The organism is Actinomyces sp. 565 (genome assembly GCF_010365615.1).
Taxonomy (GTDB): domain Bacteria; phylum Actinomycetota; class Actinomycetes; order Actinomycetales; family Actinomycetaceae; genus Actinomyces.
In genome coordinates this window covers 171120-195806 of the sequence record NZ_PIZD01000022.1, presented here as the reverse complement: position 1 = coordinate 195806, position 24687 = coordinate 171120, and the positions used below count along the sequence as shown (strand labels likewise).

Annotated in this window: 23 protein-coding genes and 1 tRNA gene; 17 read left to right on the top strand and 7 right to left on the bottom strand. The window is 69.1% G+C overall.

What is annotated here, in order from left to right; all coding sequences use genetic code 11:
* The first annotated feature begins 364 nt into the window (after positions 1-364).
* From GZ997_RS04910 to GZ997_RS04890, 5 genes are all read left to right on the top strand, one after another.
* Positions 365-1027, top strand: a complete 663-nt coding sequence (locus tag GZ997_RS04910; RefSeq protein ID WP_162679059.1) for a DUF417 family protein — start codon at positions 365-367, stop codon at positions 1025-1027.
* A gap of 137 nt (positions 1028-1164) precedes the next feature.
* Positions 1165-1635 (top strand): transcriptional accessory protein, encoded by a 471-nt coding sequence (locus GZ997_RS04905; protein ID WP_162679058.1) that lies wholly within the window; start codon positions 1165-1167, stop codon positions 1633-1635.
* Positions 1636-1738: 103 nt separating this feature from the next.
* On the top strand, positions 1739-2536 hold the full coding sequence (locus GZ997_RS04900) for an HAD family hydrolase (protein WP_162679057.1): 798 nt from the start codon (positions 1739-1741) through the stop codon (positions 2534-2536).
* The gene (locus GZ997_RS04895; RefSeq protein ID WP_202616214.1) at positions 2533-3027 is read left to right on the top strand and encodes a hypothetical protein; all 495 of its coding nucleotides are present in this window, start codon (positions 2533-2535) and stop codon (positions 3025-3027) included. The genes GZ997_RS04900 and GZ997_RS04895 overlap by 4 nt, the downstream gene beginning before the upstream one ends.
* Positions 3027-3698, top strand: a complete 672-nt coding sequence (locus GZ997_RS04890) for an HAD family phosphatase (RefSeq protein WP_162679056.1) — start codon at positions 3027-3029, stop codon at positions 3696-3698. Before GZ997_RS04895 ends, GZ997_RS04890 begins: the two co-directional genes overlap by 1 nt.
* Positions 3699-3728: 30 nt before the next feature.
* On the opposite strand, the gene GZ997_RS04885 is transcribed toward GZ997_RS04890, so the two are convergent.
* From GZ997_RS04885 to GZ997_RS04875, 3 genes are all read right to left on the bottom strand, one after another.
* A complete protein-coding gene (locus tag GZ997_RS04885) occupies positions 3729-4178 on the bottom strand; it encodes a GNAT family N-acetyltransferase (protein WP_161925084.1) in 450 nt (149 codons plus the stop codon).
* 96 nt (positions 4179-4274) lie between these two features.
* A complete protein-coding gene (locus tag GZ997_RS04880; protein WP_162679055.1) occupies positions 4275-5729 on the bottom strand; it encodes a serpin family protein in 1455 nt (484 codons plus the stop codon).
* Between the two features lie 152 nt (positions 5730-5881).
* Complete coding sequence (locus tag GZ997_RS04875; protein ID WP_162679054.1) at positions 5882-7171, bottom strand: methyltransferase domain-containing protein; 1290 nt, start codon at positions 7169-7171, stop codon at positions 5882-5884.
* 197 nt (positions 7172-7368) lie between these two features.
* Here GZ997_RS04875 and ispF point away from each other — a divergent pair, with 197 nt between their 5' ends.
* The 6 genes from ispF to GZ997_RS04845 all read left to right on the top strand — a co-directional run bounded on the left by ispF (position 7369) and on the right by GZ997_RS04845 (position 13159).
* Positions 7369-7971, top strand: a complete 603-nt coding sequence (gene ispF, locus GZ997_RS04870) for a 2-C-methyl-D-erythritol 2,4-cyclodiphosphate synthase (protein ID WP_161925081.1) — start codon at positions 7369-7371, stop codon at positions 7969-7971.
* Positions 7972-8054: 83 nt separating this feature from the next.
* Positions 8055-9590 carry a cysteine--tRNA ligase gene (gene cysS / locus GZ997_RS04865; RefSeq protein ID WP_162679053.1) on the top strand — a complete coding sequence of 512 codons (1536 nt, stop codon included), beginning with the start codon at positions 8055-8057 and terminating at the stop codon, positions 9588-9590.
* A 97-nt stretch (positions 9591-9687) separates the two neighbouring features.
* The gene (gene rlmB, locus GZ997_RS04860; protein ID WP_161925079.1) at positions 9688-10683 is read left to right on the top strand and encodes a 23S rRNA (guanosine(2251)-2'-O)-methyltransferase RlmB; all 996 of its coding nucleotides are present in this window, start codon (positions 9688-9690) and stop codon (positions 10681-10683) included.
* A gap of 153 nt (positions 10684-10836) precedes the next feature.
* Positions 10837-12078, top strand: a complete 1242-nt coding sequence (locus GZ997_RS04855) for a hypothetical protein (RefSeq protein ID WP_161925078.1) — start codon at positions 10837-10839, stop codon at positions 12076-12078.
* A 149-nt stretch (positions 12079-12227) separates the two neighbouring features.
* The gene (locus GZ997_RS04850) at positions 12228-12590 is read left to right on the top strand and encodes a hypothetical protein (RefSeq protein ID WP_162679052.1); all 363 of its coding nucleotides are present in this window, start codon (positions 12228-12230) and stop codon (positions 12588-12590) included.
* A 14-nt stretch (positions 12591-12604) separates the two neighbouring features.
* Positions 12605-13159 carry a hypothetical protein gene (locus GZ997_RS04845; protein WP_162679051.1) on the top strand — a complete coding sequence of 185 codons (555 nt, stop codon included), beginning with the start codon at positions 12605-12607 and terminating at the stop codon, positions 13157-13159.
* A gap of 404 nt (positions 13160-13563) precedes the next feature.
* Here GZ997_RS04845 and GZ997_RS04840 read toward each other — a convergent pair whose 3' ends face one another.
* From GZ997_RS04840 to ugpC, 3 genes are all read right to left on the bottom strand, one after another.
* Complete coding sequence (locus GZ997_RS04840; RefSeq protein WP_162679050.1) at positions 13564-14109, bottom strand: hypothetical protein; 546 nt, start codon at positions 14107-14109, stop codon at positions 13564-13566.
* A gap of 88 nt (positions 14110-14197) precedes the next feature.
* Positions 14198-15571, bottom strand: coding sequence for a DUF4032 domain-containing protein (locus GZ997_RS04835; RefSeq protein WP_161925074.1), 1374 nt, complete (start codon positions 15569-15571; stop codon positions 14198-14200).
* A 261-nt stretch (positions 15572-15832) separates the two neighbouring features.
* Positions 15833-16960, bottom strand: a complete 1128-nt coding sequence (gene ugpC / locus GZ997_RS04830; protein WP_161925073.1) for a sn-glycerol-3-phosphate ABC transporter ATP-binding protein UgpC — start codon at positions 16958-16960, stop codon at positions 15833-15835.
* 226 nt (positions 16961-17186) lie between these two features.
* Between ugpC and GZ997_RS04825 the strand changes: the two genes are divergently transcribed.
* The 4 genes from GZ997_RS04825 (at position 17187) to GZ997_RS04810 (ending at position 21307) form a co-directional block, all read left to right on the top strand.
* Positions 17187-19181, top strand: a complete 1995-nt coding sequence (locus tag GZ997_RS04825) for a serine/threonine-protein kinase (RefSeq protein WP_162679049.1) — start codon at positions 17187-17189, stop codon at positions 19179-19181.
* A 197-nt stretch (positions 19182-19378) separates the two neighbouring features.
* A complete protein-coding gene (locus tag GZ997_RS13025; RefSeq protein ID WP_161925072.1) occupies positions 19379-20221 on the top strand; it encodes a thioredoxin domain-containing protein in 843 nt (280 codons plus the stop codon).
* A 107-nt stretch (positions 20222-20328) separates the two neighbouring features.
* Positions 20329-20404, top strand: a tRNA-Thr gene (locus tag GZ997_RS04815).
* Positions 20405-20533: 129 nt separating this feature from the next.
* A complete protein-coding gene (locus tag GZ997_RS04810) occupies positions 20534-21307 on the top strand; it encodes a DUF364 domain-containing protein (protein ID WP_162679048.1) in 774 nt (257 codons plus the stop codon).
* A 17-nt stretch (positions 21308-21324) separates the two neighbouring features.
* Here the strand turns inward: GZ997_RS04810 and GZ997_RS04805 are convergent, their stop codons facing one another.
* Positions 21325-22002, bottom strand: coding sequence for a uracil-DNA glycosylase (locus GZ997_RS04805; RefSeq protein WP_162679047.1), 678 nt, complete (start codon positions 22000-22002; stop codon positions 21325-21327).
* Positions 22003-22087: 85 nt separating this feature from the next.
* Between GZ997_RS04805 and GZ997_RS04800 the strand changes: the two genes are divergently transcribed.
* Both GZ997_RS04800 and groL read left to right on the top strand, forming a co-directional pair.
* Positions 22088-22690: a LytR C-terminal domain-containing protein gene (locus tag GZ997_RS04800; protein WP_162679046.1), complete on the top strand. Its 603-nt coding sequence runs from the start codon at positions 22088-22090 to the stop codon at positions 22688-22690.
* A 341-nt stretch (positions 22691-23031) separates the two neighbouring features.
* The gene (gene groL / locus GZ997_RS04795) at positions 23032-24657 is read left to right on the top strand and encodes a chaperonin GroEL (RefSeq protein ID WP_161925007.1); all 1626 of its coding nucleotides are present in this window, start codon (positions 23032-23034) and stop codon (positions 24655-24657) included.
* Positions 24658-24687 lie beyond the last annotated feature (30 nt).

Here is a 24687-nt window from a genome sequence, read left to right as displayed (position 1 = left end):
GTCGAGGTCGGTCGAAGTTGCACACTTCGGCCGACCTCGACGTCTTGTGCGTGACGGGGTGGGGCGGTGCTGAGTCCCGGTGCCGGGGTTGCTCCGGTCTGATAGCGCTGCTGGACTACGCCACCGGCCGGGACGGACCGTCGCCCGGGCCCGCGAGGGCCTGAGGCTGGCCGAGCGCCGCTGCCGCCACCCTGTGCCTGCATGACAAGGGGGAATATGGTGGCGTAGACCACAGCGGTGCGACGTCGCGCATATTGCGTCATCGTGTGCGGCACCTTAGCCTTAGGTCCGCCTAAGGACGCGGATGCTCACAAGTAGGCCCGTGTCTTTCGTGAGACAATTCGACGACAGAAAGAGTTGCGCCATGACTGCTGGAACTGCCGCCGGTACCGGTCTTATCGAATCCTTTGCGCGACGTGTCACCGCCCTGGACCGCTTGGCTATGACGCTGCTTCGCGTCGGCGTCATCATCGTCTTTGTGTGGATCGGCGCATTGAAGTGGTTCAAGTACGAGGCGGACGGAATCATCCCGTTCGTCGCTAACTCTCCCTTCATGCGGTGGATGATCGGTGACCCCGACGGCTACAAGGCCCACATGAACGCCGAGGGCGTGCTCAATGCGACCAACCGTGCCTGGCACGAGGCCAACGCGACCTACCCGGTGGCCATCTTCGTCGGTGTCACGATCGTCGGCATCGGCCTGCTGCTGGCGGCGCACTGGATACGCCCCGAGCTGGGGATGCTTGGCGCGCTGGGGGTCATTGGATTCTCCTTCATCACGTTGTCGTTCCTGGTTACCACGCCGGAGACATGGGTGTCCGCACCTGCTGAGGGGGTGGCCGACGCCGACCTCGGCTTCCCCTACCTGTCGGCGCGCGGGCGCCTGGTGGTCAAGGACTGCATCCAGATGGGGGCCGGCTTCGTGCTCCTGGTCGACTCGGCCCGGGCCACCCTCAGGCGTCGTGAGGCCAGTAGGGCCCGGGCGGAGTCGGATGATGTCCGGCTCCGGGACGAGGTCGCGGCCTGACGCGCACGCCCGCGCAAACGCACCGGAAGCCATTGACGCGCTGGAAACTGGCAAGTGACTTTGGTGACTGTGCCCTGATTTCAGTTGGGTCGCGTGACCGAGTTGTAAGTGGTTGGTGATCCGATTACCGTGGCGGCGTGATTGTTTGGACTGGTGGTGGTGTCCTGGCGCTGCTGTTCTGGGGTCTTGGTGTGGGAGCCGGTTCCGCGGTGGCCTCGGCCCTGGGAGGCAGTGACTCGACCCAGACGATGTGCATCGGGATCGCTTGCCTGTTCTTCGGCTTCGCTAGCTACTTGGTGGGTAAGTGGTTCAATATCACCCGGCCCAGTCGGCAGGCGGAACAGCGCCTTGCCGACTACCAGCAGGAGTTGTTGGGTCGGGTGCAGGCCGGCGCCTTCCAAGCCGCACCGGGCGTGCCGGCTCCGCGCAGCGTAGAGGAGGCCCAGCAGCAGGTTGGCTCCCTGGTGGAACGGGAGCGCGCCCGCCTCCAGCGTGGCCTGCGCAACCGTCACACCATGTTCTGGATTCCGATGCAGTACTGGGGCATGCTCCAGGTCATCGGCGGCGGCGTAATGATCGTGGTGGCGATTACTCGCGTCGCCTCCTGAAACGAGGATTCAAGCAGCTTCTGCTGCCGGTGTTTCTACGCGCTTCGGGGGTGCAGTCAGTAAGCTGTAACCCAGCACATACCTCGGCCCGGCAGGAGAAGCAGTGCGCCAACTCATCGCTACCGACCTGGACGGCACGGTCCTGTTTGACCGGCGCGTCAGCTCCGCGGACCTGGACGCCATGCAGCGCTGGCGGGATGCCGGCAACCTGCTGGTGGTGGACACCGGCAAGTCCGTCTTCGCGACCCGTCACACCCTGACGCCCCTGGGCCTGGAGTTCGACTACGCCGTCACCTTCACTGGCGCCGTCCTGATCGACGGCGAATACCGGGTCCTGTCCGCCCGCTACCTGCCCGACGGCGTCGCGCACGAGATTGCCAGCTTCCTGCAGGGCATCGACGGGCTCACCGTCTTCGGCACCACCATGGAGGCCGACCACATCCTGTCCGATACCTACCATGAGACCTCCCCGATCCTGGAGATCTTCCGGCCCATGGCGGTGGAGGAGATGCCGGGTCACCGGTTCATCGGCGTGCCCATGCGGGTACGCGACGACGCCGTGCGGGAGCGCATCGTCGCCGACCTCACCGCCCGCTGGCCGGATCAGATCGAGGTGGTCCGCAATCAGGAGTTCCTCGACGTCATCCCCGCCGGTGCCACCAAGGGTGCCGGCCTGAGCGACCTGGTTGACTCACTCACCAGCGCCGACGGGCCGCTGGCCGGCGAGCGGATCGAGACCTGGAGCGTCGGCGATTCCTGGAACGACATCTCCATGCACGCGGTTGCCGACCACGCCATCTGCCTGCCCTGGTCCCCGCCCGACGTCGTCGCCGCCTGCGAGCGCTCGGTGGGCTCCATGGCCGAGCTCATCGACGAGCTGCTTGAGGGGGCAGCGCGATGAGCGGCGTCGGCGGGCGGGTACGCGACTGGTTCAACGGGGGAGACCCGGACGGGCGGGCCAAGCTCCGCGCCTGGGCGCGTGGCCACGACGGCCGCTCCGAGGGCTACACCTACGGCATGATGGGGCCCGCCATCGGGCTATCCGTCCTGGCAGCCCTGCTTTACGGACCGACTCAGGGCTACGGCAGCATTGTGGCGCTGGTGCTGGCGATCTTCCTGCTGCTGGGCAGACAGATGATCGAGCGGCAGGTCGCACGGGACGCATCCGATCTACGTGAGGCGGAGCGCCAGTACGGGCGTACCCGCAATCCCGAGTACCTGGAGTTCACCCGGCTGCGCGCCGGCGGCCTGCTGGAGGACAACAAGATGCTCACCGCGGACACGCGCGCCTGGCTGACTAGGCGCATCGAGTGGGCGCAGGCTGAGCAGGACAAGCGGGCCAAGCGGGATCGACGCAAGGGCCGCGGTCGGCGCAGCTCTGGAGGCGAGTAGTGAACCACGTCGGCCGCTACGTGCGCGGCGTCCTGTGGGACATGGATGGCACGCTCATCAACTCTCAGCACTTCTGGGATGACGCCTTCCGCCGCCGCTGCGAGGCCGCCGGCGGTACCGTCACCGAAGCGCAGGTGGCCGCCCTGGAGGGAGCCTCGATTCGCCGTACTCGTGAGCTGATTGCTGCTACTGGGGCGGCTTCCGATCCTGACGACCCGGCGGCCGAGGCGATCTTCGCCGCCATGGCTGCCGACGTGGAGGTCGCCGTCAAGGCCTCCCCGCCGCTGGTCCCGGGTGCCCGGGAGATCACCCAGACGCTGCTAGAGGTCGGGTTGGCGCAGGTGATCGTCACCCAGTCCCCGCGCCCCATCGTCGAGGCGGTCGCCCACGCGCTCGGGGACGTGTTCGCCGGCCTGATAACTGGCGACGACGGCCTGCCCGGCAAGCCCGACCAGGCGCCCTACGCCGCCGGCATGCGCCTGCTGGGGCTGAGCGCGGACCAGTGCGTCGTCGTCGAGGACTCCGCCACCGGCGCCGCCTCCGCCCGCGCCAACGACCTGCGGGTGATCCAGATCGGCGGGCACAAGCACTTCCCGGCCGATCCCGGGCTCGTCGTCGTCCCGGACCTGAAGGCCGTCACGCCGCACCTGCTGCTGTGGGCCGAGCCCTGAGCGCCGCCGCGCCCCGGACCGACCGCGGGGTCACTCCCCGGAGAAGCGGTACACGTTCGTCTCGCGCAGCTTGAAACCGGCCCGGCGGTACAGGCGGTTGGCCGCCTCCCGGGAGGGACGCGAGGTGAGGTCGACGGTGCGGGCACCCAGTGACTGGGCGTACTCGACCGCCGCCTCCACCAGTGCCTGGCCGGCACCGTGGCCACGGGCATCGCCGTCGACGACGACGTCCTCCACCCAGGCGCGCAGACCGGTGGGGATGGTGAAGGTCGCCAGGGTCAGCATCCCCAGAATGGGGGTGGTGCCGTCTGCGAGCGGGGCGTCGGGGCGGAAGGCGAACAGGTACACGCCGGGCTGGTCGACCAGGGCCTCGCACTGCGCGGCGGTCAGGGCCGGGGCGCTGCGGGAGAGCTGGGGGATGAGGCGCTCCATTGCCTCGACCAGCTCGGGGGTGGACTGGGTGACGACGTCGACGCTCACGGGTACTCCTTACAGTCGTGGGAGGGGCTGCCGGGTAAGAGCGTAACCGTTCGGGTGGCCCTCGGGAGGCGCACGGCGGCGTGGTCCGGGTGGGAATTACCCGGTGGTCGCGGTCGGGTCCATGATGACGCCCTCGATCAGCACCAGGCCGGTCAACTGGTCGAGGATGCGGACCACGAACGGGTGGTCGACGATAAAGCTGACTGGGTTGTCTTCTTCGTCGGGTACGGCACTTTCGGTTATGGACACTTCGGTTAGGGCTCCAGCGACGGTGCCTTCTTCTTTGACCATGAGGCGGACCTGCTGGACCGCCTGGTCAACCTCCAGGTTCTCGCCGATGTGCTCCAGAGAGTCCAGTGTTATGCCCTGGGCCGTGAGGAAGGCGAGCAGATTCACGGGGCCGGGCGCTAGGTCGAAGGTGGGCAGGGCCAGCCGGACCTCGGCCATACGCTGCTGTCCATACGCGTTGGCGTCAAGCGCCGCCGAGGCCTCGGCCCAGGTGCCCTCGGGCAGGTCAGATGGGTTGGTGCCGACCTCGGGCAGGAACACGTCCATTACGGTGCGGCCGCTGCCCTCGGCGTACTGCAGGCGCACGGCCTGCCAGCCCTGGCCCTGCGCATAGGGGAGGCGGAGCTTGTCGCGCATGAGCCGGGCAGTGACTACCGTGCCGTCGGAAAGGGTGAAGTCCTCGTCGGCGGTGTCATTCGCGTCGAAGGGCCAGGCCCACCCGGCGGCGAACAGCAGGGCGTTTTGCAGGACGAGCCGCGTGTCCTCGGTGATCTCGATACCGGAGGACTTGATCAGCCCGCCAGTGTGTCTCTGCGCCCACGCGTCAAGGGTCGCCTTGGCATCGCTTAGGGCGGCGTGCTCGGTGGTAGCCGCGTACCACTGGCGGGCGGCATCCAGGTAGGCCTGGTCCACCGCCGGGTTGTCCCCGACCAGCAGCACCCGGTTGGCGATGTGCAGCAACGGAATCTCCGGGATCGCTTTGGGGTTGAAGTTCTCCAGCTGTGCCTCAGTGGGCTCGTAGATCAGCAGGCTGTTCTGCAGCGCCGACCAGGTCTGGTCACGGGCGTCATCCGCAGCGGCGCCCGAGCCATCGGCCGATGATGCCACTCCGAGCAGCTCCTCCACACCGTCGGCGGGAGCGTCGGAGCCCGCGTACAGCAGGGCTATGGTCAGGGCGGTTCCGACCGGGCAGGTCAAGGCGTTGGCCGCGGGGTTCTCACCCAGGCGGAAGCGCAATAGGGATTCGCTCAGGGCGGCGCAGGCGGCCGCGGCCTCCGCTGCCACGGGGGCGTCCTCCAGCGAGATCTCGCGGTGGACGGCGTCGGTGTCGTAGGCCTGTGCCCGCGCGGAGCCGCCGAACACTCCGCACCCGCCGAGGGCCACCAGCGCGGCGATGGCGGGCGGGAGCGCCAGCGCCCGGCGGCGGGACAGGCCGCGAGTCCCACGTCTCCGGGGCAGACTGCCCGGGGCCGTGGGGGCCGCGGGGCAGGTAGACGCGGAGGGAGTGGATGAAGAGGGACCGGGTGCGCCGTTGCTCGCCATGCGTCGAGGCTACGTGACGTGGCGGCGCCGATCTATGGGCCGTCGTGCCCAGAAGCGCCATATCAACCGGTCTCGATGCGTCACTAGTGCCGGTTTGGCTGTGTCACTAGTGCCGGTTTGGGTGTGTCACTAGTGCCGGTTTGGGTGTGTCACTAGTGCCGGTTTGGGTGTGTCATTCGGTCTCGGCGGAGGTCTACTAGGACCTCGGCGTGGTCGGTGTGGGGGAACATGTCGAACAGGCGCGCCCGCCCCGCCCGCAGCGATGGCATTCGCTCCAGGTCGCTCGCCAGGCTGACGGGGTTGCACGAGGAGTACAGCACCCGCTCCACCCCCGAGGCCTCGATGCGCGCGGCCAGCTCCGCGCCAATGCCACGCCGCGGCGGGTTGACCACCAGCAGGTCCGGCACGGCCCCGGCCCCCGGGTCCAGCACGGAGGCGTCGCCCGCCTCAAAGCGCACGGCGCCCTCCGGCAGCCGCATGAGTCGGGCCGCGGCTCGGGCGCCGTCGATCGCCGACGCCGACACCTCCACGCCCAGCACGCGCCGGCCCGGCCCGGCCAGCGTCAGGGCGAAGCCGCCGACGCCGCAGAACAGGTCCCACACCAGCCGCTCCCTTCCCACCGCCGCGCCGGGGGCGGCATCGGCCCAGTCGCGGGCGGTCGCGTACAACTGCTCGGCAATGGCCGTGTTGGTCTGGAAGAAGGAGCGCGTGGGCACGAACAGCGGCAGCTCCCGCATGCGCCTGCGGGCCATGCCCTCCTGGACGCCACCTACTGCGGCGCCGGGCGGCTCCGGCAGCTGTAGCCGCATGAGTAGGCGGTCCTCCTCGGTGAGCACGATCTCCTCCGGGCCCTCAATGATCGCCTGGTGCACCGGCTGAATGTTGGCGCTGAGCACCGCCAGCGTCGGCAGCCGCCGCTGCAGGTCGGGCAGGGCGGCTCGCAGGGCGGCGACGTGGCGGCGGCTGCGTAGCACGAAGCGCACCATCAGGTCCCCGTCCGGGGAGGCCGTCACCAGCAAGTACTTGAGCTCACCGCGCCTGGCTGAGACGTCGTAGGGCGTCAACCCGAGCTCCGTGATTGTGTGCGCGAGCACCGGCAGCGCAGCCGCGACCTGGGGCACGTGCAGGGGGCAGGAGCGCAGGTCGACGCCGCGTCCGCCCGGCCCGAGGATGATGCCCAGCAGCGGCTCCGCCGCCGTCCCGGAGACCACCATCTTGGCCTTGTTGCGGAATCGTTCCGGCGCGCTCGCCGCCGGCTCCTCCCACGCCCGCGGCGGCACGGGGTTCGCGCCGTCGGCCAGTAGCCGGGTGACACGCGCCTGCTTGCGTGCCAGCTGTGCGGTCAGCGGTGCTGACAGGTGCGGGCAGGACCGGCAGGTGCCGACGTCGTGCAGCGCGCACAGCGACGCCGCCATCCCCGGTGCGGTGGGGAGGTCGCTCATGTGCGTGCCTGCGCAAACCACAGGCGGCATTGTCTGATCCCGGCCCGCCCCCGCGTCAAGGCGGCTGGCAGGCGCAGCCGCTCAGGGTGCCTGGACGGCCCTGAATGGCGTCACGGCATACTTGATCCGGCGATCCGACGCGCGGGGGAACAGGAGGATGCATGGGTAACGGGCGGGTATACGGCAGACTGTCGCGCATGAGTGATGAACCTGAGACCGATGCCAGCACGCAGCGCACTGCCCGCCACTCCGCCGGCACCGCCACATTCACCGAGGCCGATGCTGCCGCCTATCGCGCGCAGATCGCCCAGTGGACGCCCCGCACGGGCATCGGCACCGATGTACACGCCTTCGCCGACGCCGATTCCGGCACCGAGCTGAACCTGGCGTGCCTGAACTGGCCGGACGAGGTTGGCCTGGAGGGGCACTCCGACGGTGACGTGGTGGCCCACGCCTGCTGCGACGCCCTGCTGTCTGCCGCTGGTCTGGGCGATCTCGGCACCAACTTCGGCACCGACGACCCCCAGTGGAAGGACGCCGCCGGGGCGGCGCTACTGACCGAGACCGCGGGGCGGGTGCGTGAAGCCGGATTCGAGATCGGGAATGTCGCCGTCCAGCTGATCGGCGCGCGCCCCCGCGTGGCCGACAGGCTTCAGGAGGCGACCGCGGCGTTGAGCGAGGCCGTCGGCGCTAATGTCGCCTTCTCCGCAACCACGACCGACGGCCTGGGCTTCCTCGGCCGTAAGGAGGGTCTGGCGGCCGTCGCCACCGCCCTGGTCTGGCCGGTGCCGCAGCCGTGACAGTAGCCGCCCGGGCGGTGCTGCAGCCGTGACGGCTGGCGCCCGGGCGGTGCGGGACTTGCCTCACCCGCTAGGCTGCGGGGGTGAGCACCTCCGTGAATGATGCGCGTCCCGCGCTGAACCTGCGCCTGTATGACACGGCGGCCCGCGCTGTTGTGCCCCTGGCGCCAACTGTCACCCCCGGCACGGTGACGATCTACCTGTGTGGTGCCACGGTCCAGGGCTCCCCGCACATCGGCCACATGCGCAGTGCCATCGCCTTCGACGTGCTGCGCCGCTGGCTGACCCGCTGCGGGCAGGACGTCGTACTGATCCGCAACGTAACCGACATCGATGACAAGATTCTGACCAAGTCCGCGGCGGCCGACCCGCCGGTGCCCTGGTGGGCGTGGGCGCAGCGCTATGAGCGCGAGTTCGACGCGGCCTACCGCGCCCTCGGCGTGCAGGCCCCCACCTACGAGCCGAGGGCCACCGGTCACATCCCGGCGATGATCGACCTGGTGCGCAGGCTGCTGGAGGCCGGGCACGCCTACACCGGCGAGTCGGGCAACGTCTACTTCGATGTGCGCTCCCTGCCGGATTACGGCTCGCTGACCAACCAGAACGTGGACGACCTGGCCACCACCGAGGACGACTCCCAGCTCGACGCCGAGGTGGAGGCGGACAAGCACGACCCGCGTGACTTCGCCCTGTGGAAGGCTGCCAAGCCGAGCGAGCCCGCGGACGCCTCCTGGGACGCGCCCTGGGGCAGGGGCCGTCCCGGCTGGCACCTGGAGTGCTCGGCCATGGCCCGGCGCTACCTCGGGGAGTCCTTCGACATTCACGGCGGCGGCATCGACCTGCGCTTCCCGCACCATGAGAACGAGCAGGCCCAGTCCCACGGCGCGGGCTGGGGCTTCGCCCGCCACTGGGTGCACAACGCCTGGGTGACCATTAAGGGCGAGAAGATGAGCAAGTCCCTGGGCAACTCGCTGGTGGTCTCCGAGCTGCTGAGGTCCTACGACCCGGCGGTGCTGCGCCTGGCGCTGGGGACCGTCCACCACCGCTCCACCGTGGAGTTCTCCGCGGAGACCCTGGCCGACGCCGCCTCCCTGTGGGAGCGGCTGTCCGGGGCGGTTCTGCGGGCGCTTGAGGTCACCGCGCCGGCCGACGGCGGCACTAGCCCGGTTGATGCTGGTGCCGCGGTGCTCAGGGACCGGGCCCTGCCTGCGCAGTACGTCGGCGCCATGGACGATGACCTGAACCTCGCGGGCGCGATGGCGGTGGTTCACGCCACCCTCAAGCGGCTCAACACCGCCCTGGCCGCCCCCGTTACTGACGCCGACGCCGTCGCGGCGGCCGCCCTGGATCTACGCGCCCAGCTGGATGTGCTTGGCCTCGACCCGCTCGCGGAACCGTGGCGCGCTCGGGTGATCGGCGCGGGGAGCGGTGCGGACGACGCCGCCATGCGTGCCCTGGACCGACTGGTCACGGGGCTGCTGGAGCAGCGCGCCCAGGCCCGCGCCGCCAAGGACTGGGCGCGGGCGGACGCGCTGCGTGAGGAGCTGGCCGCCGCCGGGGTCGTCGTCGAGGACGGCGCCGCGGGCTCGGGCGGCGGGGCCCGCTGGCACCTGGCCTGAGACCCCGTGCCCGGCGGACCGAAGCCGTATAGCAGGACACTTGTAACCGCGACCAAGCGGGACCAACGGACGCTAACCGAGGAACAGGATCTACACGATGCCAGGAAACGACCAGCGGCACGGCGCAATGCGCAAGTCGAGCAAGAAGAAGGGCCCGCTCAAGGGCTCCGGCGGGGTGCGCCGTCGGGGGCTGGAGGGACGGGGGCCCACGCCCAAGGCGGAGGACCGGGTCGGCCACCCCAAGGCGCGTGCGAAGGCCATTGCCGAGTCCCGCGCGGCCCAGCCCACCCACGCTGGGCGCCTGGAGGAGGCCAGGCGCCGCTTCGGGGTGCCGGCGGGCCACGAGATCGTCTGTGGCCGTAACGCAGTTGCGGAGGCGGCCCGTGCGCGTGTGCCCATCACCCGCGTGTTCATGGCCTCCTCCGCGCAGGACGACGACCGCCTGAACGCCGTGGTGCGCCGGGCGGCCCTCGTGGGGGCGCCCGTGGTGGAGGCCACCAGGCTCGACCTGGAGGCACTCACCGAGGGTGCCGTTCACCAGGGCATTGCCATTGAGGTACCCGCCTACGACTACGTCCTGGCCCGCGACCTGCTGGACCGCGCTCGCGAGGCCGGGCACACGCCGCTGCTGGTGGCGCTCGACCAGGTCACCGACCCGCACAACCTCGGCGCCGTGCTGCGCTCAGCCGGGGCCTTCGGTGCCGACGGCGTGATCATTCCGGAGCGCCGCTCGGCGGGCGTGAGTGCTGCCGCCTGGAAGGTTTCCGCGGGTGCCGCCGCGCGGGTGCCGGTGGCCCGGGAGACGAATCTTGTGCGGGCCCTGCAGGCGCTGAAGAAGGAGGGGTGCTTCGTCGTCGGCCTGGATGGGCGGGCGGATACGCCGGTGGAGGAGTTGAACCTGGCGGACTCCCCGCTGGTCGTGGTCACGGGCGCGGAGGGCAGTGGGCTGTCGCGGCTTGTGCGTGATACCTGCGACCTGCTGGTCTCCATTCCGATTGCCGGAACGGTGGAGTCCCTTAATGCCGCCGTCGCCACGGGCATCGCACTGTACGAGGTGGACCGGCTGCGTCGCCTGGCGGGTGCGGCCCGGTAGGCGACGGCAGCCGCGCTGCTGCTCGCGTATCGGGATCAGCGCGGCGCACGGGGCTGACCGGGAGGCTCTATGCTGACACAATGGTCGTGTACCCGCCCGTCGTGCGGACGGGTCGGCGGACAACGGTCGTCACCATCCGACTAGGAGGCCTCTATGGCTCAGGACCACGCACAGCGCTGGAACCGCACCGAGGGTGTGCTAGTCGTGCCCGGAACCCAGCCGGACGCGGTTGCCGCGCGCCTTGAGGCGGATCGCGTCGTCGCCCGCCTCGAGTGGTACCCGGCTACGCCCCACCTGCTGTCCCTAACCCTGCTGGCAGACGCCGACGGGCGCGTGGCGGTCACCCCGCCGTCGCGCGGCGGCGCGATCGCCGGGATCCGCATCAGTGAGCTGGTGGAGTCCCTAGCCCGCGAGTTCTCCGGTGATGTCACCATCGGGCCGGCCTCCTTCAACGCCCTGCCGGACGGTGTGGCGCTGCCGAGTGTGTCGGAGCAGACACCGGATGCCTCCCGCACCGTGGTTGTCTCCCCGCTCAGCGCCTACATGGTGCCGCTGCAGGCAACCCTGCTGGAGCGTCCGCTTGCGGTTGTCTCCTTGCCCGCCCTGGACCGGCGCGTCGTCATGTACGCCGGGGAGGGCAATGAGCTGGGCACCTTCGGCTGGGATGAGGAGTCCCTGCCGGCCCTGGTAATGAGCGTGGACACGCGTGATATCGCGGTGCGCGCCGTGGTCACCGGGGAGAGTGAGGATGACGCCGTCTTCTCCTGGGGCATGAGCTCGAAGTACGTGTGGGGCGGCGTGGCCACCCCGGGGCCGGCGCTGCGGCACCTGGTGGATGAGCTGCTGAAGGACTCCACCGACGTGTCACTGGTTGCCCAGACCGTGCCTGGCGCAGACGCGCAGGCCGTGGCCGAGGCCTTCTCCACCCCTGGGCTGGATGGCTTGGTGGCACTGGTGGACGCGCTCGGTATGCCCGACTGGGTGGCCTCGGTGCTGACTGGCCGGCTGGCGCCCGCAGAGGCGCCCGGGGCGGTGGTGCATGAGCCGCGCGGGTTGTCCAATGCCGTGGGGCGCTCGGTCGGGCTGATGCTGCAGGACCCTTCCGCGCCGGGTTCGGTGTTCTGGCAGACCTACATTGATACCGTCACTGAGCGGCCTTGGATCATGCGCGCCGGCGCACTACTGGAAGCGGGGATCGGCGGGGTGCTGATTGGGGCGGCGGTGCGCCGTCGCGGTCGCACCGGGTTGACTTCCCGCGGGCTGCTGGGCACAGGAGTGGTGCTGCTGGTGGACGCCGTGGCCGAGGTCTCGCTTGCGTCTTGGACCCGGCATCGTGAGCTGCGGCGCCGCGCGGATGAGGAGATGGCGCTGGTGGCCGAGGAACTCGGGGCCTGAGGCGGTCTGGCAGCTGTACGCTGCAAAACGCCCTGACACGGGCGCCCGTAACTGACGACTCGCTGCCTCGCTTGGCAGGCGCTTGGGAATTGCTGCCGCGCTCACAGGCGTGTTGGGGCCATCGCGCCCTAATCCTTTAGGAGGACCGCATGCATCGCAGTGCGGTGATGTCAACTGCGGTATCTCTTGCCCTCGTGTTTTTGTCGTTGCATTCGGCCGCGAGTGCTGCGGACTCGTCAACCGACAGTCAACTGAATTCTGCACAGGACTACATTCTTGCGGCGTCGAACGAAAACGCTCCGGGAGAAGAACTTCTAAGTGTCGAGTCCACCGGTGATTCGGCTGTCTGCATTGATGACGATGTCAGTACTTCTTTGCCGCTGGATCCCGGCGGCGCATTTCAGCTGACCGCTGGCGATGACCAACTGTCGATCAGATTACCAAATGAGAGTCAAATCGACATTCCAAATAAAGTGGTTGCGGCAACAAGGACTTTAATTTGCAAACCGTAAACCACTCGTCGCTATTGACACTCGAGATCGGCGTGCTCGGGCACCGCGAGGGCACAGCGGCCGGGGCGGCCAACCGTTCTGACGACGTAGCCTACGGTGCCCTGATCGGCGAGGCGGCGATCAGGGGTCTGAACCTGGTGCCTCCGGCCGACTGTGTGGGCCTGGCTATTGAGGAGGGCCGGTGGGACCCGCCACGCGGCGCAGCCGACGACTTCGTCGATGACGGCGCCGTCGGCTGGTTCCAGGTGGGGGTGTCGCGGGAGCTGACACCCGCCACCACCAGCCTGATCTGCGAATGCGCCTACGCCGCCTGCCGGGACGCCGGACCGTTCACGTTTCAGGGGCTGGCGCTGAGACTGCCCTCGGAGCGGGTCGCCTACGACCATTCCCTCGCCACTCATATTGCGGAGCGACTGCCGGTGCGCGGTGAGGTCTCATCGCGTTCGGTGGTTATCGCCGTGGAGGTGCGTGACGGCAGTCCCGGTGAGGTAGCGCGTGCCGTATTCGAAACTGCCGACGGCCTGCTGTCGCTGGTCGCCGGTGCCGCGGGTTGGGAGGCGCACCACTAGGCGGTGCGCCGCGCGTATCCGCGGGGCGAGCGCGTGCATGCGCGTGCCCTACTGGTCGCACACCATGGCGGCTTTTCTGTGCGCGCTGGTGCTGGCGGCTGACGACGTCGGAGTGCTCACCGGCGTGCGCGTGCAGCTGGGAGGCTGTTGCGGGGCACCAAGGCCGTGATTCGGCAGAAGCCTTATGGAGCCCTCGGTACAGTGTCAAAATCGATGACAAACGCCTTGCCGACACCCAGGGGTGAGCTCACGGGTTGTTGGAATTGCGCCGTTTCATGCAGCGCGGATCGCGGGCTGAGCGTCGTTTGTCATCAATCTGGACACTTGGCGCTACTCACCGGCCGCGTGGTGGCGCACCTGGTCGAGAAGGGCGGCTTGCAACGTGATCCGCGACGGCGCGCTGGCTACGCGCCATCCCGACGCCGACGGCCGCGACGCCGCGCCTCCCCGCTGATGGCGCGCCACTGCTTAGGATGCAGCGGGTGATCGGTGGGAAGAGTCTTCCAGGTGTTCCAGTTGGATGGCTTGGCCGGCCCCGCCAGCAGCAGGCCCGCTGCGTGCAGGGGCTCGGTCAAGCCCTCCATAACGTCAATGGTGAAGTGCTTGGGACGGTTCCACGGGGTTCCGGAATTGCGGGAGAAGTGCCAGCAGATGAGTTCGCTGGCCGCGCGGTCGCGCAGTGGGCGGGCCAGCACCGCCAGGCGCACGCGCCCGTGCTGGCGGCGTACCCAGGGGAGAATGAGCGCGAACGGAAATGCCTCGGCAAGGTACTCCGCCAAAAAGCTTCCGGCCTCACTGCCCTCGCGCAGGACCACGCCGGTCCACGGCCCTCGTGCGGCCAGCACGGAGTCCAGGTCCCAGGTCTCCAGGGAGAAGCCCCGCGGCCTCAGCTGATCAATGACGAAGCGCACTGCGTCCCGCGGCGGCGCCGCCACCTCGAAGCGGCGCATGGGCTGAGTCTCTAGCCATCCCATGGTCAGGGTCCTTGATGTCAATAATGCCGACGATGCTGCGCGCTCGTCGATGGTTTCCGGGGCGCTACTCGCCCTTGAACTTCATGCCGGCGGTGAAGCCCATGGGGTTGAGCTCGAAGGCGGCGGCGGTGGCCTCGTCGAGGGCGGCGAACTCCTCGTCGTCGGCGGGCACGGGCTCGTCGTCGCTGAAGATGGCCTCCATCTCCTGGGTGTCGCCCAGCGACAGGTACGCCTGCTCGTCCGGGCGCTGCGGCAGAACCGTGTTGACGTAGTCCGCCACGGCCTCCTCGGTGGTGACATCGCGCCTGCTCTGCTCGGACATGTACCAGCGGTGCTCGAGCACCTCGTGGAAGATCTCCGCCGGCTCCAGCTTGCGCCGTAGTTCCATCGGGACGGCGGAGATAGTGGGTTCGAACACCTCCGACAACCAGGCGTGCGCCACCTGCTCCACAGGCTCATCCTTACGGCCGGTGACCGTACGGAAGGTCTCCAGGTCGTTGAGCATCCGCTGACCCTGGCGCTCCTGTACATCCAGACCGGTCAGACGCATGATCCGGCGGTGGTAGTAGCCGGCGTCCACAACCTTCGGCTGAATGACCATGCGCGTGCCGGAGCCGTCCGCCTCGGTCTTCATGGTCAGCTCGCCGACGTCGAATCCCAACTTGTTCAGCTTCTCAATGCGTGAGCGCACTCGCCACCGCTCACCCAGGTCAAAGGCCTCCTCCGCAGTCAGCACGTCCCACAGCTCCGTGTACCGGCTGACGATCCGGTCACCCACCTCAATGGTGTCCACGCTGGGCTCCAGCAGGGCGCCGGCCTGCAAGTCCATGAGCTCGCCGATGATGTTTGTGCGGGCGATATCGATGTCGTACAACCGCTTGCCCTCGGTCAGGCCCTCGGTGTGCAGCTCACCGGTCTCGGCGTCCACCAGATAGGCGGCAAACGCGCCCGCATCACGGCGGAAAAGCGTGTTGGACAAGGACACGTCCCCCCAGTAGAAGCCCAGTAGGTGCAGGCGCACCAGCAGTACGGCGAGGGCGTCAATCAGGCGGGTGGCGGTCTCCGGGCGCATGTACTGGCTGAACAGCGCCCGGTAGGGCAGCGAGTAGGACAGGTGCTCGGTGACCAGCACCGAGTTGAGGATGGAGCCGTCCAGGCCCTTGCGTCCGGTGATGACCGCCGTCGGCGTCACGCAGGGCGCCCCGAGCCTGACCAGGTCCCGCAGCAGCTCGTACTCGCGGTAAGCGACCTCCTCGCCGATCTCCTTGACGGCGATGACCCGCTCGGACAGGTTCACGAAGCGCACAATGTGGCGCGACAGCCCCCGCGGGAGGGCGGCAAGCACGTCGGTCGGCCACTCCTCCAATGGGATTTCCCACGGGAGATCAAGCAGCGCCGGGTCAATCGTGGCCGCAGTGATCTGCATGGACTGGGGCATGAGCGCATTCTCTCAGGTCCGCCGTGGAGCGCTCCGCGACGGCGCCGGGTCGTTGCAGGCGAGGCCGCTCGCCTTGTGGTCATCGGATCATGGCGAACGATACATGTGGTTTCGTTGAAAACCGCCCCGTCAGGGAAGGCAGGCGGGTCGGACGGTGCCGGAGCGGTTGGACCCCGCCCCTCGCGCGGAGGAACGGGGCCCAACCGGTTGGTCTTCCCGCGCCTGCGGACGCGAACGCAACCCGCAGGCGGCCGGGCCGGCTCAGGCGGGCAGACGCTTGCCGGTGGAGGCGGAGAAGATGTGCTCCTCGCCCGGCTTGATGCGCACGTACACCGTCTCACCAGGCTCCGGCGCGGTACGCGGAGGCACGCGGACGATGATCTGGCTGGAGTCCTCGCCGGAACCGAGCTTGTCCTCTGAGCCCTCGGCGCCGACCAGCTCGCCGTAGATGTAGGCGTCGCTGCCCAGCTCCTCAACGAAGGACAGGCGCACCGGGATGGAGTGCTGGTCCTCAGCGGAGACAACCTCGAGGGACTCGGGGCGGAAGCCGATGACGACCTTGTTGTTGTCCTCCGGGACGAGGGCGTCGAGCGTGGCCCGGGATAGCGGGACGCGCGCGGCGCCGATGGAGGCAACGCCGTCGCTGACCGTGAACCGGCCCAGGTTCATGGCGGGGGAGCCGATGAAGCCCGCCACGAAGTCGTTGGCCGGCTTGTCGTACATCTCGCGCGGAGTGCCGACCTGCTGGAGCACGCCGTCCTTGAGGACCGCGATGCGGTCACCCATGGTCAGCGCCTCCGTCTGGTCGTGGGTGACGTAGACGGTGGTGACGCCGAGCGAGCGCTGCAGGGACGCGATCTGCGTACGCGTCTGCACGCGCAGCTTGGCGTCCAGGTTGGACAGCGGCTCGTCCATCAGGAAGACCTTGGGCTTGCGCACGATGGCGCGGCCCATGGCCACACGCTGGCGCTGACCACCGGACAGTGCCTTCGGCTTGCGGTCCAGGTACTCGGTCAGGCCGAGGATCTTGGCGGCCTCCTTGACGCGCCGGTCGATCTCATCCTTGGGAGTACCGGCGATCTTGAGGGCGAAGCCCATGTTGTCGTGCACAGACATGTGCGGGTACAGGGCGTAGTTCTGGAAGACCATGGCGATGTCACGGTCCTTGGGCTGGACGTCGGTCACGTCGCGGTCGCCGATGAGGATGCGGCCGGAGTTGACGTCCTCGAGCCCTGCGAGCATGCGCAGGGAGGTCGACTTTCCGCAGCCCGAGGGGCCTACGAGAACCAGGAACTCGCCGTCGGCGATCTCAAGGTTCAGGCTGTCCACCGACGGGGTGTCGTTCCCCGGGTAGATACGGGTGGCATGATCAAAAGTGACAGTTGCCATAAGGGGTATCCCTTCACCGGCAGGTACGTGCCGGACGATCCGTGGTGAAAGGTGCCGATGCGTGTCCGCATTGACACGGGCCGGGAGCGGTTTGCCCCCGGGCAGGACCAACTCTGTCATACGACGGCGCACTCCAGGTAGCCCGCGGCAGCTCAGAAAACTCTGAAAGGGCTGTGAATCCCCTCACGTCCGTGGTGGTTGTGGCGGCTGCCGGTACTGTGGCGCCATGACGCACAGCCCCGACAGCGCAACGCCCGCCTCCCTGGCAGGACTGCGCGCGGGAGCCGACGTCGGCGGTTACCGGCTCCTGCGCCGCCTGGGTGCGGGCGGCATGGGAGTGGTCTGGGAGGCCGTTGACGCAGACGGTCGGCACGTGGCCATGAAGATCCTCCACCCGCAGATCGCGGCCGACCCGATGGCCCGCAAGCGGCTGGACCGTGAGGCCGCCGTGCTCGCCCGGGTCAAGGACTCCCGCGTGGCCCGCATCCTCGACATTGAGACCGGCGACGGCGCGGATGGCGCCGGCGTCACCTTCGTCATCACCGAGCTCGTGGACGGGCCCACCCTGCAAAGCGAAGTCGACCACGAGGGCGTCTACCGGCTGGACACCGACATCCGTGACCTGTCCGATCTCGCGCACGGCCTGGTCGACTCCTTGTCCGCCGTGCACGCCGCCGGCGTGATTCACCGCGACCTGAAGCCCTCCAACGTGATGCTCGGGATGCAGGGGCCGGTGCTGATCGACTTCGGTATCGCGCAGGTGGCCGACGACGTCCGCCTCACCCAGACCGGTCAGGTCACCGGCACTCCCGGCTTCATCCCGCCCGAGATGCTCGACGGCGGTGAGCCCACCCCGGACGTGGACTGGTACGCCTGCGCGGGCGTGATCCTGTTCGCCATCACGGGCCGCTCGCCCTTCGGCGCCGGCCCTTGGCAGGCGGTGTTCCGCCGGGTCTATGCCGGCACCCCGGAGCTGGGGGACCTGGAGGAGACGCACCCCGCCCTCGCCCGTGCCTTCAAGCTGGCGCTGGCGCCCGACGTCGCCGACCGCCTGTCCGTGCCGGAGCTGCTGGAGGTTCTTGATGAGATCGCCGACGGCGGCACCGGGGAGAACGCCTTGTCGCGGGCGGTGCCGGATACGGCGGTGGACGAGTCGGACACCACGACCGGAACCTACGGGGCCGTAGCGGGCCCGGGGTACGGCGCGCCGGTCAGGCCCGCCGGTCCCTCGCTCCCCAGCAGCCCGACGGCCGCCGCAGCGGTGACCGCCGCGAGCTCAGAGAGCTCAGCCGGCACGGCCTCCGGGTACGGGGTGGTGTCCTCCGCCCCTCCAGGCGCATATGGATTCCTCTCCGCCCCGGCATCGCAGCCCGACACCGCCGGCGTGGAGGCCTCCGCCTCCGCGGCGGGGGCTGTGCGCCCTGCCCCGCACGCCGTCGCAGTCACCTCCGGCCCGGTGGACCGGGCGGTGCCGCCGTCGTACACGCCGGGCACCGGTGCGGTGCCCGTCCGGCAAGAGGCGGACTCGGGCGCGGTAGCGGTAAGGCCGCCCCAGGTGCAGCCGAGCCCGCCGCAGGTGCAGCCGAGCCCGCAGCCGGGGGCCGTCCCCGAATGGGCGCTCGAGCCCAGGCGGCACCGGTCGGTCGCAGCCGTCTTCTTCCTGATGCTGGTGGCGTTGTCGCTGCCCATTCCGGGGTGGATTGGGCTGGCGTTCTCCCTGCTGGTCGTGATTGCCGGCACCGTGGGGCGGGCGGATGACGCCCGTCGGTGGCGCCGTCTGAGGAACGGCTACGTGTCCGGCACCGACAACTCGCGCATGTGGGCGTCAATGCCGTGGTACCTGGTGCGGTCCCTGGCGGCGGCCGCAGCGTCCTGCGCCGTTGGTGCGCTGGTGGCCGTAGTGATCTTCTCCGTCACCGGCAACGCACTCGGATTCGGCCCGGCGGACAGCGCCACCGTGCTGGCCTCGTGGAGCGACTACCACCGGGTGGGCTTCTGCCTCGTGCCCGCCAGTGCCGCATACATGCTGGTGTCCTGGTTCATTCCCTGGGGGGCGCCTACCCGCCGGGGCGGCGCCCGCATGATCGACGTGCTGCTCAGCAGTCGCTCGAATCGGCTGATCGGCGCCGCGGTATTCGCGGCGATCGCCCTGGGCGTGGTGCTCCTGTTCGTCATGGGGGCGGTGCCGCTCGCCCGCATGACGCCCTTCGACTTCATCTAGCCCTCCATCTAGTTATCTGGCCTTCCTTCTGGTTCCCCTGTGCCGGGGTGCTGCGGGTGCGCCTGTCGGTGGCGTGAGGCAGGCCGCAGCCCCAGGGACGTGCCTTTCCGCCTGCTCCAAGGCACAATGCTTAAGCTGGTCGGCGCCGCAGGGTTCGCGGCGGCACCGCACCGAAGGATCCAGTCGAGGAGTTATTCGTGGCCTCTAATCAGCCCCGTCCCACCAAGGCCGAGCGTCGAGAGGCGGCCCGTGCCAAGGCGCGGGCACTGCGTGAAGAGCAGGAGCGCCGGGAGCGCCGCGCCCGGATCACGCGCCGCAGCTTCCTGGGCGTAGGCGGGCTGGCCGTAGCCGGAACCGTGGCCGCGGTAGTGATCGCCGGGCGCGATGAGGAAGCCCTGGGTGGGAAGATCGTGACGGACCTTGCCAGCGGTGACGGAATTCCGGCAACCATTCGTGCCGACGGGTCACTCGTCTTCGGTTCCGACCTCCAGCCCGGCACTAGCACGGACGGCGCCCAGAACCTGCACATCTACTTTGACTACTCCTGCCACCACTGTGCCAACTTCGAGGAACTCCACAAGACGGAGATCGAGACGCTACTGGGTGACGGCACGATCAACCTGGTGCTGCACACTTCGCGGTCCCTCGGGAACAGCTGGAGTGACATGGTGTGCAATGCCATGGGCGTGGTCCTGGATCAGGAGCCGACCTCCGCGTTCGCCTTCCACCATGCGGTCATGACTCGATTCTCAGAGATCTACGCCCGCGGGGACTTCTCGGCCATCAACGCCGAGTCGGTCACGCAGGCTGCGACAGAGGCGGGCGTCGGCGATGCCGTCGTCGAGCAGATCGCCTCCGCCATCACGGCGAACACCTATGGCGCCTGGCTCGACCTGTGTGACAAGACCTTCGCGGAGGCCGCGATCACCGGCACGCCGACAGTCGCCCTGGGAAGCGAGAAGCTTGAGCTGACCGATATCGCCACGGAGACCGGCATCACCGACCGCATCCGGGGAGGCTCCGGTTCCTCCGCGCAGTAGCCGCAGTAGTTACTGCCGTCCCGGCAATGCCCGCGCAGGGTCGTGTCCGGTGCCGTGCGGAGCAGTTGTGGGCGTTCCGGGCGGGACCGGGTAAGCTCACCCCGCATGCCGCGTTAGCTCAGTTGGTAGAGCAGCTGTCTTGTAAACAGCAGGTCGTCGGTTCGAGTCCGACACGCGGCTCCATGTTTTTCCGCGCAGTGGGCCGCCTGCTGAGACCCGCCTGCCGAACCGGAACGCGCGGCGATAAGGTGAGCCTTGCCTGAATACGGCTCGGCTTGCGGCCGGGCCCCGTCGACCTTAAGGAGAACCGCGGTGGCCAGCCCCTGGGAAGTCTATGAGGCCCTTATCGATGACCTCCCCGACGGCGTAACCGTCGCGGCATCCCGCCGCGGCCCGTGTTGGACCCGCGTGCTCAACTCCGCCGACGGGCTGGGCTCCGCCTGGTCGCTGAAGGCGGTATCGCGTCCGGCCGCCTCCGCCGACATCCCCGACGTCGGCCGGCCCCTGCGCGACGTCGCCGCCCTGGCCAGGAGCTGGAACCTCGCCGAGGCGAGTGTCGGGCTGGCCGCCATCAACTCCTGGTACTCGCGCCCCGAGGTCGCCGCCTCTCACGGCTTCGTTCCCACCGGTGACGGACTCACCTGGGGGCAGGTATTCGACCCGTATCAAGACGCCGTCGCCGGCCTGAAAGTGGCGGTCATCGGTCACTTCCCCTTCGCCCGCCGCGTGCTGTGGCGGGCGGGCGAACTGTGGACGCTGGAACGCGATCCCCGGCCCGGCGACTACCCGGACACCGCCTGCGAGTACCTGCTGCCACAGGCCGACTACGTGTTCATCTCCTCCTCAAGCCTGGTCAACAAGACCATGCCGCGGCTGGTCGACCTGGCGGTTGGCGGCGGGGCACATACGGTGCTCGTGGGCCCCTCCACCCCCATGCATCCGCTGTTCCTGGACCTAGGGGTCGCCACCGTCACGGGATTCGTGCCGGCGGCTGAGGTCCGCTCCGCCGCCGACCTGGAGGAGCTGGCCGCGTCCGGTGAGATCGGGCCCGGTGTGCGCATGCACCTGCACGCCGTCGGGGAGTGACCGGCGGCCCGCGGGGCTCAGGGCAGGCGCCAGTCGACCGGCGTCGCCCCCATGCGTTCCAGCTCTGCGTTGGCCCTGGAGAAGGGGTGGGAGCCGAAGAAGCCGCGAGAGGCACTCAGCGGTGAGGGGTGCGGAGAGGCGATGATCGGCGTCGCCCCCAGCATGGGGGACAGGGACTGGGCCGGGCGTCCCCACAGGATCGCCACCAGCGGCCGCTGCCGCGCCACCAGTGCCTCAATCGCGCGCTGCGTAACCGTCTCCCAGCCCCAGCCCCGGTGCGACGCCGGCGCGCCCGGCCGCACGGTGAGCACCCGGTTGAGCAGCATCACCCCCTGAAGCGACCACGGGGTCAGGTCGCCGGAGGTGGGGCGCGCGACGCCCAGGTCACTGACCAGCTCGGTGTAGATGTTCTCCAGGCTGCGGGGCGGGCGCACGCCCGGCTGCACCGAGAAGCTCAGCCCCATCGGGTGGCCCGGCGTGGGGTAGGGGTCCTGGCCGACGATCAGCACCTTGACATCGTCAAGCGGGTAGGTGAAGGCGCGCAGCACGTCAGTTCCCGCGGGCAGGTAGCCGCGGCCGGCCGCGACTTCCTCGCGCAGCCGGGCGCCGATCTCGTGGATCGCCGGCTCCACGGGGGCCAGGGCCTGGGCCCAGGAGGGGTGGATGAGCTCGGACAGTGGCTTCGGTTCGGTCACACCCAGAGCCTAATCGGCGGGCCCGGGCTCGGGGTGTCGGCGCGCATCTGCCGCTTTAGCGGCGTCCTGCCGGTATCCTCACCGTGTGAGCCGCTACGACTACCCCGACGACGAGTTCGACGCCGACGACGACGGTCCGGTGCCCGTCGGGGTGCATCGCGCCCAAGTTCCCGCCTGGCGCAGCTGGATCCCGCTGCTGGCCATCCTCATCATCGTGCCGCTGCTGGCCTGGGGCGTGGTCGGTCTGCTGGGCAGGCACGCGACCGGGGGAAGGGAGTCCACGGCCGCGGCCTCGGGCGGCGCTGCGACGGCGCAGGCGTCTGCCGACGGGCAGCGGGGCGCCCCGGAGGCCAGCGCCGAGGCCAGTTCGGAGGCGAGCGCCGAGGCCACTGGCAGCACCGATTTCACCACGGGGATAACGGTGCACAACGGCACCGACACCACTGGGCTGGCCACCCGCACCGGTGACAAGCTGGGCAATGTCGGCTTCACCTCTGTGACGGTGTCCCAGGGTGTCTACACCATGGAAGAGCCGACTGTTACGACCATTTACTATGCCTCCGCCGAGCTGGCGGCCACTGCCCAAGCGGTCGCCGACGCGCTCGGGTCGGGTGAAGTGGTGGAGTCCGCCGAGGAGGCCCAGTCCAACCCGATCGTGGTCGTGCTGCGCAGCGACTACCAGGAGTGACCCTCCCCGCCGCGACCGGCAAAACTGACCCGCCGCGGTCGGTAGATATGGCTGCTGAGACCGGCACAAGTGACACGCCGAGACCGGCACTTGTGACGTACGGAGAGTTCTTTCACACCCCGTTTCGGGCCGACGGCGAACCTGAGCGCCTTGCACTCAAGGGTCGAGAGTGCCAGCATTGCGGTTAGCACTCGGACCCGGAGAGTGACAAAGCCGCTCCCCGGTTCCGGTGAACGACCCAGGCCGGTAGGTGAGGGTCGGCGTCGGGCGGGACATGAACGTCCGGTGCCGTCCCGTCCGTCGCGGGCACCAGTCGGCCACCACCCAATACAGGAGCAGCAATGCCCAAGATCATCGCCTTCGACGAGGAGGCCCGCCGCGGAATGGAGCGGGGCCTGAACACCCTCGCCGACACCGTCAAGGTCACCCTCGGCCCCAAGGGCCGCAACGTCGTCCTCGACAAGAAGTGGGGCGCCCCGACCATCACCAACGACGGTGTGACCATCGCCAAGGAGATCGAGCTCGAGGACCCCTACGAGAAGATCGGCGCCGAGCTGGTCAAGGAGGTCGCCAAGAAGACCGACGACGTCGCCGGTGACGGCACCACCACCGCAACCGTCCTGGCCCAGGCGCTCGTGCGCGAGGGCCTGCGCAACGTAGCCGCCGGCGCCAACCCCATCGCCGTGCGCCGCGGCATCGACAAGGCCGTAGCCGCCGTCGTCGAGCGCCTGCTGGCCGACTCCAAGGAGGTCGAGACCCAGGACGAGATCGCGGCGACCGCCTCGATCTCCGCCGCCGACGAGCAGATCGGCGCCATGATCGCCGAGGCCCTGGAGAAGGTCGGCCACGACGGCGTCATCACCGTGGAGGAGTCCAACACCTTCGGCCTTGAGCTCGAGGTCACCGAGGGTATGCGCTTCGACAAGGGCTACATCTCCCCCTACTTCGTCACCGACGCCGACCGTCAGGAGGCCGTCCTGGAGGACGCCTACGTCCTGCTGGTCGAGTCCAAGATCTCCAACGTCAAGGACCTGCTGCCCCTGCTGGAGAAGGTCATGCAGTCCGGCAAGCCGCTGGCGATCGTCGCCGAGGACGTCGAGGCCGAGGCCCTGGCCACCCTGGTGGTCAACCGCATCCGCGGCACCTTCAAGTCCGTGGCCGTCAAGGCCCCCGGCTTCGGCGACCGCCGCAAGGCGATGCTGCAGGACATGGCCATCCTCACCGGCGGCACCGTCATCTCCGAGACCGTGGGTCTGAAGCTGGAGAACGCCACCCTGGAGGACCTGGGCCAGGCCCGCAAGGTGGTCGTCACCAAGGACGAGACCACGATCGTCGACGGCGCCGGGGACAAGGACGCCATTGACGCCCGCGTCGCTCAGATCCGCAACGAGATCGAGAACTCCGACTCCGAGTACGACCGCGAGAAGCTGTCCGAGCGCCTGGCCAAGCTGGCCGGTGGTGTGGCCGTCCTGAAGTCCGGTGCCGCCACCGAGGTGGAGCTCAAGGAGCGCAAGCACCGCATCGAGGACGCCGTGCGCAACGCCAAGGCCGCCGTCGAGGAGGGCATCGTCGCCGGTGGTGGCGTCTCGCTGCTGCAGGCCGCCACTGCCCTGGACGCCCTGGAGCTGTCCGACGACGAGGCCACCGGCGCCGCGATCGTGCGCGTCGCCCTGGAGGCCCCGCTCAAGCAGATCGCCGTTAACGCCGGCCTTGAGGGCGGCGTTGTGGCCGAGCGCGTGCGCAACCTGCCTACCGGTGAGGGCCTGAACGCCGCGACCGGCGAGTACACCAACCTGCTGGCCGCCGGCATCGCCGACCCGGTCAAGGTCACCCGCTCCGCGCTGCAGAATGCGGCGTCCATCGCGGGCCTGTTCCTGACCACCGAGGCCGTCGTCGCCGACAAGCCGGAGCCCCCGGCCCCGGCCGCCGCTGCGGGCGCCGGTGACGAGATGGGTGGCATGTACTGATCGGTCACCCGGTCGGTTCGGCCGACGCAG

Excerpts from the sequence above, each read along its gene's own strand:
- GZ997_RS04850 (WP_162679052.1), top strand. The coding sequence starts at position 12,228 with ATGCATCGCAGTGCGGTGATGTCAACTGCGGTATCTCTTGCCCTCGTG.
- GZ997_RS04855 (WP_161925078.1), top strand. The coding sequence starts at position 10,837 with ATGGCTCAGGACCACGCACAGCGCTGGAACCGCACCGAGGGTGTGCTA.
- GZ997_RS04910 (WP_162679059.1), top strand. The coding sequence starts at position 365 with ATGACTGCTGGAACTGCCGCCGGTACCGGTCTTATCGAATCCTTTGCG.
- GZ997_RS04825 (WP_162679049.1), top strand. The coding sequence starts at position 17,187 with ATGACGCACAGCCCCGACAGCGCAACGCCCGCCTCCCTGGCAGGACTG.
- groL (WP_161925007.1), top strand. The coding sequence starts at position 23,032 with ATGCCCAAGATCATCGCCTTCGACGAGGAGGCCCGCCGCGGAATGGAG.
- GZ997_RS04880 (WP_162679055.1), bottom strand. The coding sequence starts at position 5,729 with ATGGCGAGCAACGGCGCACCCGGTCCCTCTTCATCCACTCCCTCCGCG.
- GZ997_RS04840 (WP_162679050.1), bottom strand. The coding sequence starts at position 14,109 with ATGCGCCGCTTCGAGGTGGCGGCGCCGCCGCGGGACGCAGTGCGCTTC.
- ispF (WP_161925081.1), top strand. The coding sequence starts at position 7,369 with ATGAGTGATGAACCTGAGACCGATGCCAGCACGCAGCGCACTGCCCGC.
- rlmB (WP_161925079.1), top strand. The coding sequence starts at position 9,688 with ATGCCAGGAAACGACCAGCGGCACGGCGCAATGCGCAAGTCGAGCAAG.
- GZ997_RS04895 (WP_202616214.1), top strand. The coding sequence starts at position 2,533 with ATGAGCGGCGTCGGCGGGCGGGTACGCGACTGGTTCAACGGGGGAGAC.
- GZ997_RS04875 (WP_162679054.1), bottom strand. The coding sequence starts at position 7,171 with ATGAGCGACCTCCCCACCGCACCGGGGATGGCGGCGTCGCTGTGCGCG.
- ugpC (WP_161925073.1), bottom strand. The coding sequence starts at position 16,960 with ATGGCAACTGTCACTTTTGATCATGCCACCCGTATCTACCCGGGGAAC.
- GZ997_RS04835 (WP_161925074.1), bottom strand. The coding sequence starts at position 15,571 with ATGCCCCAGTCCATGCAGATCACTGCGGCCACGATTGACCCGGCGCTG.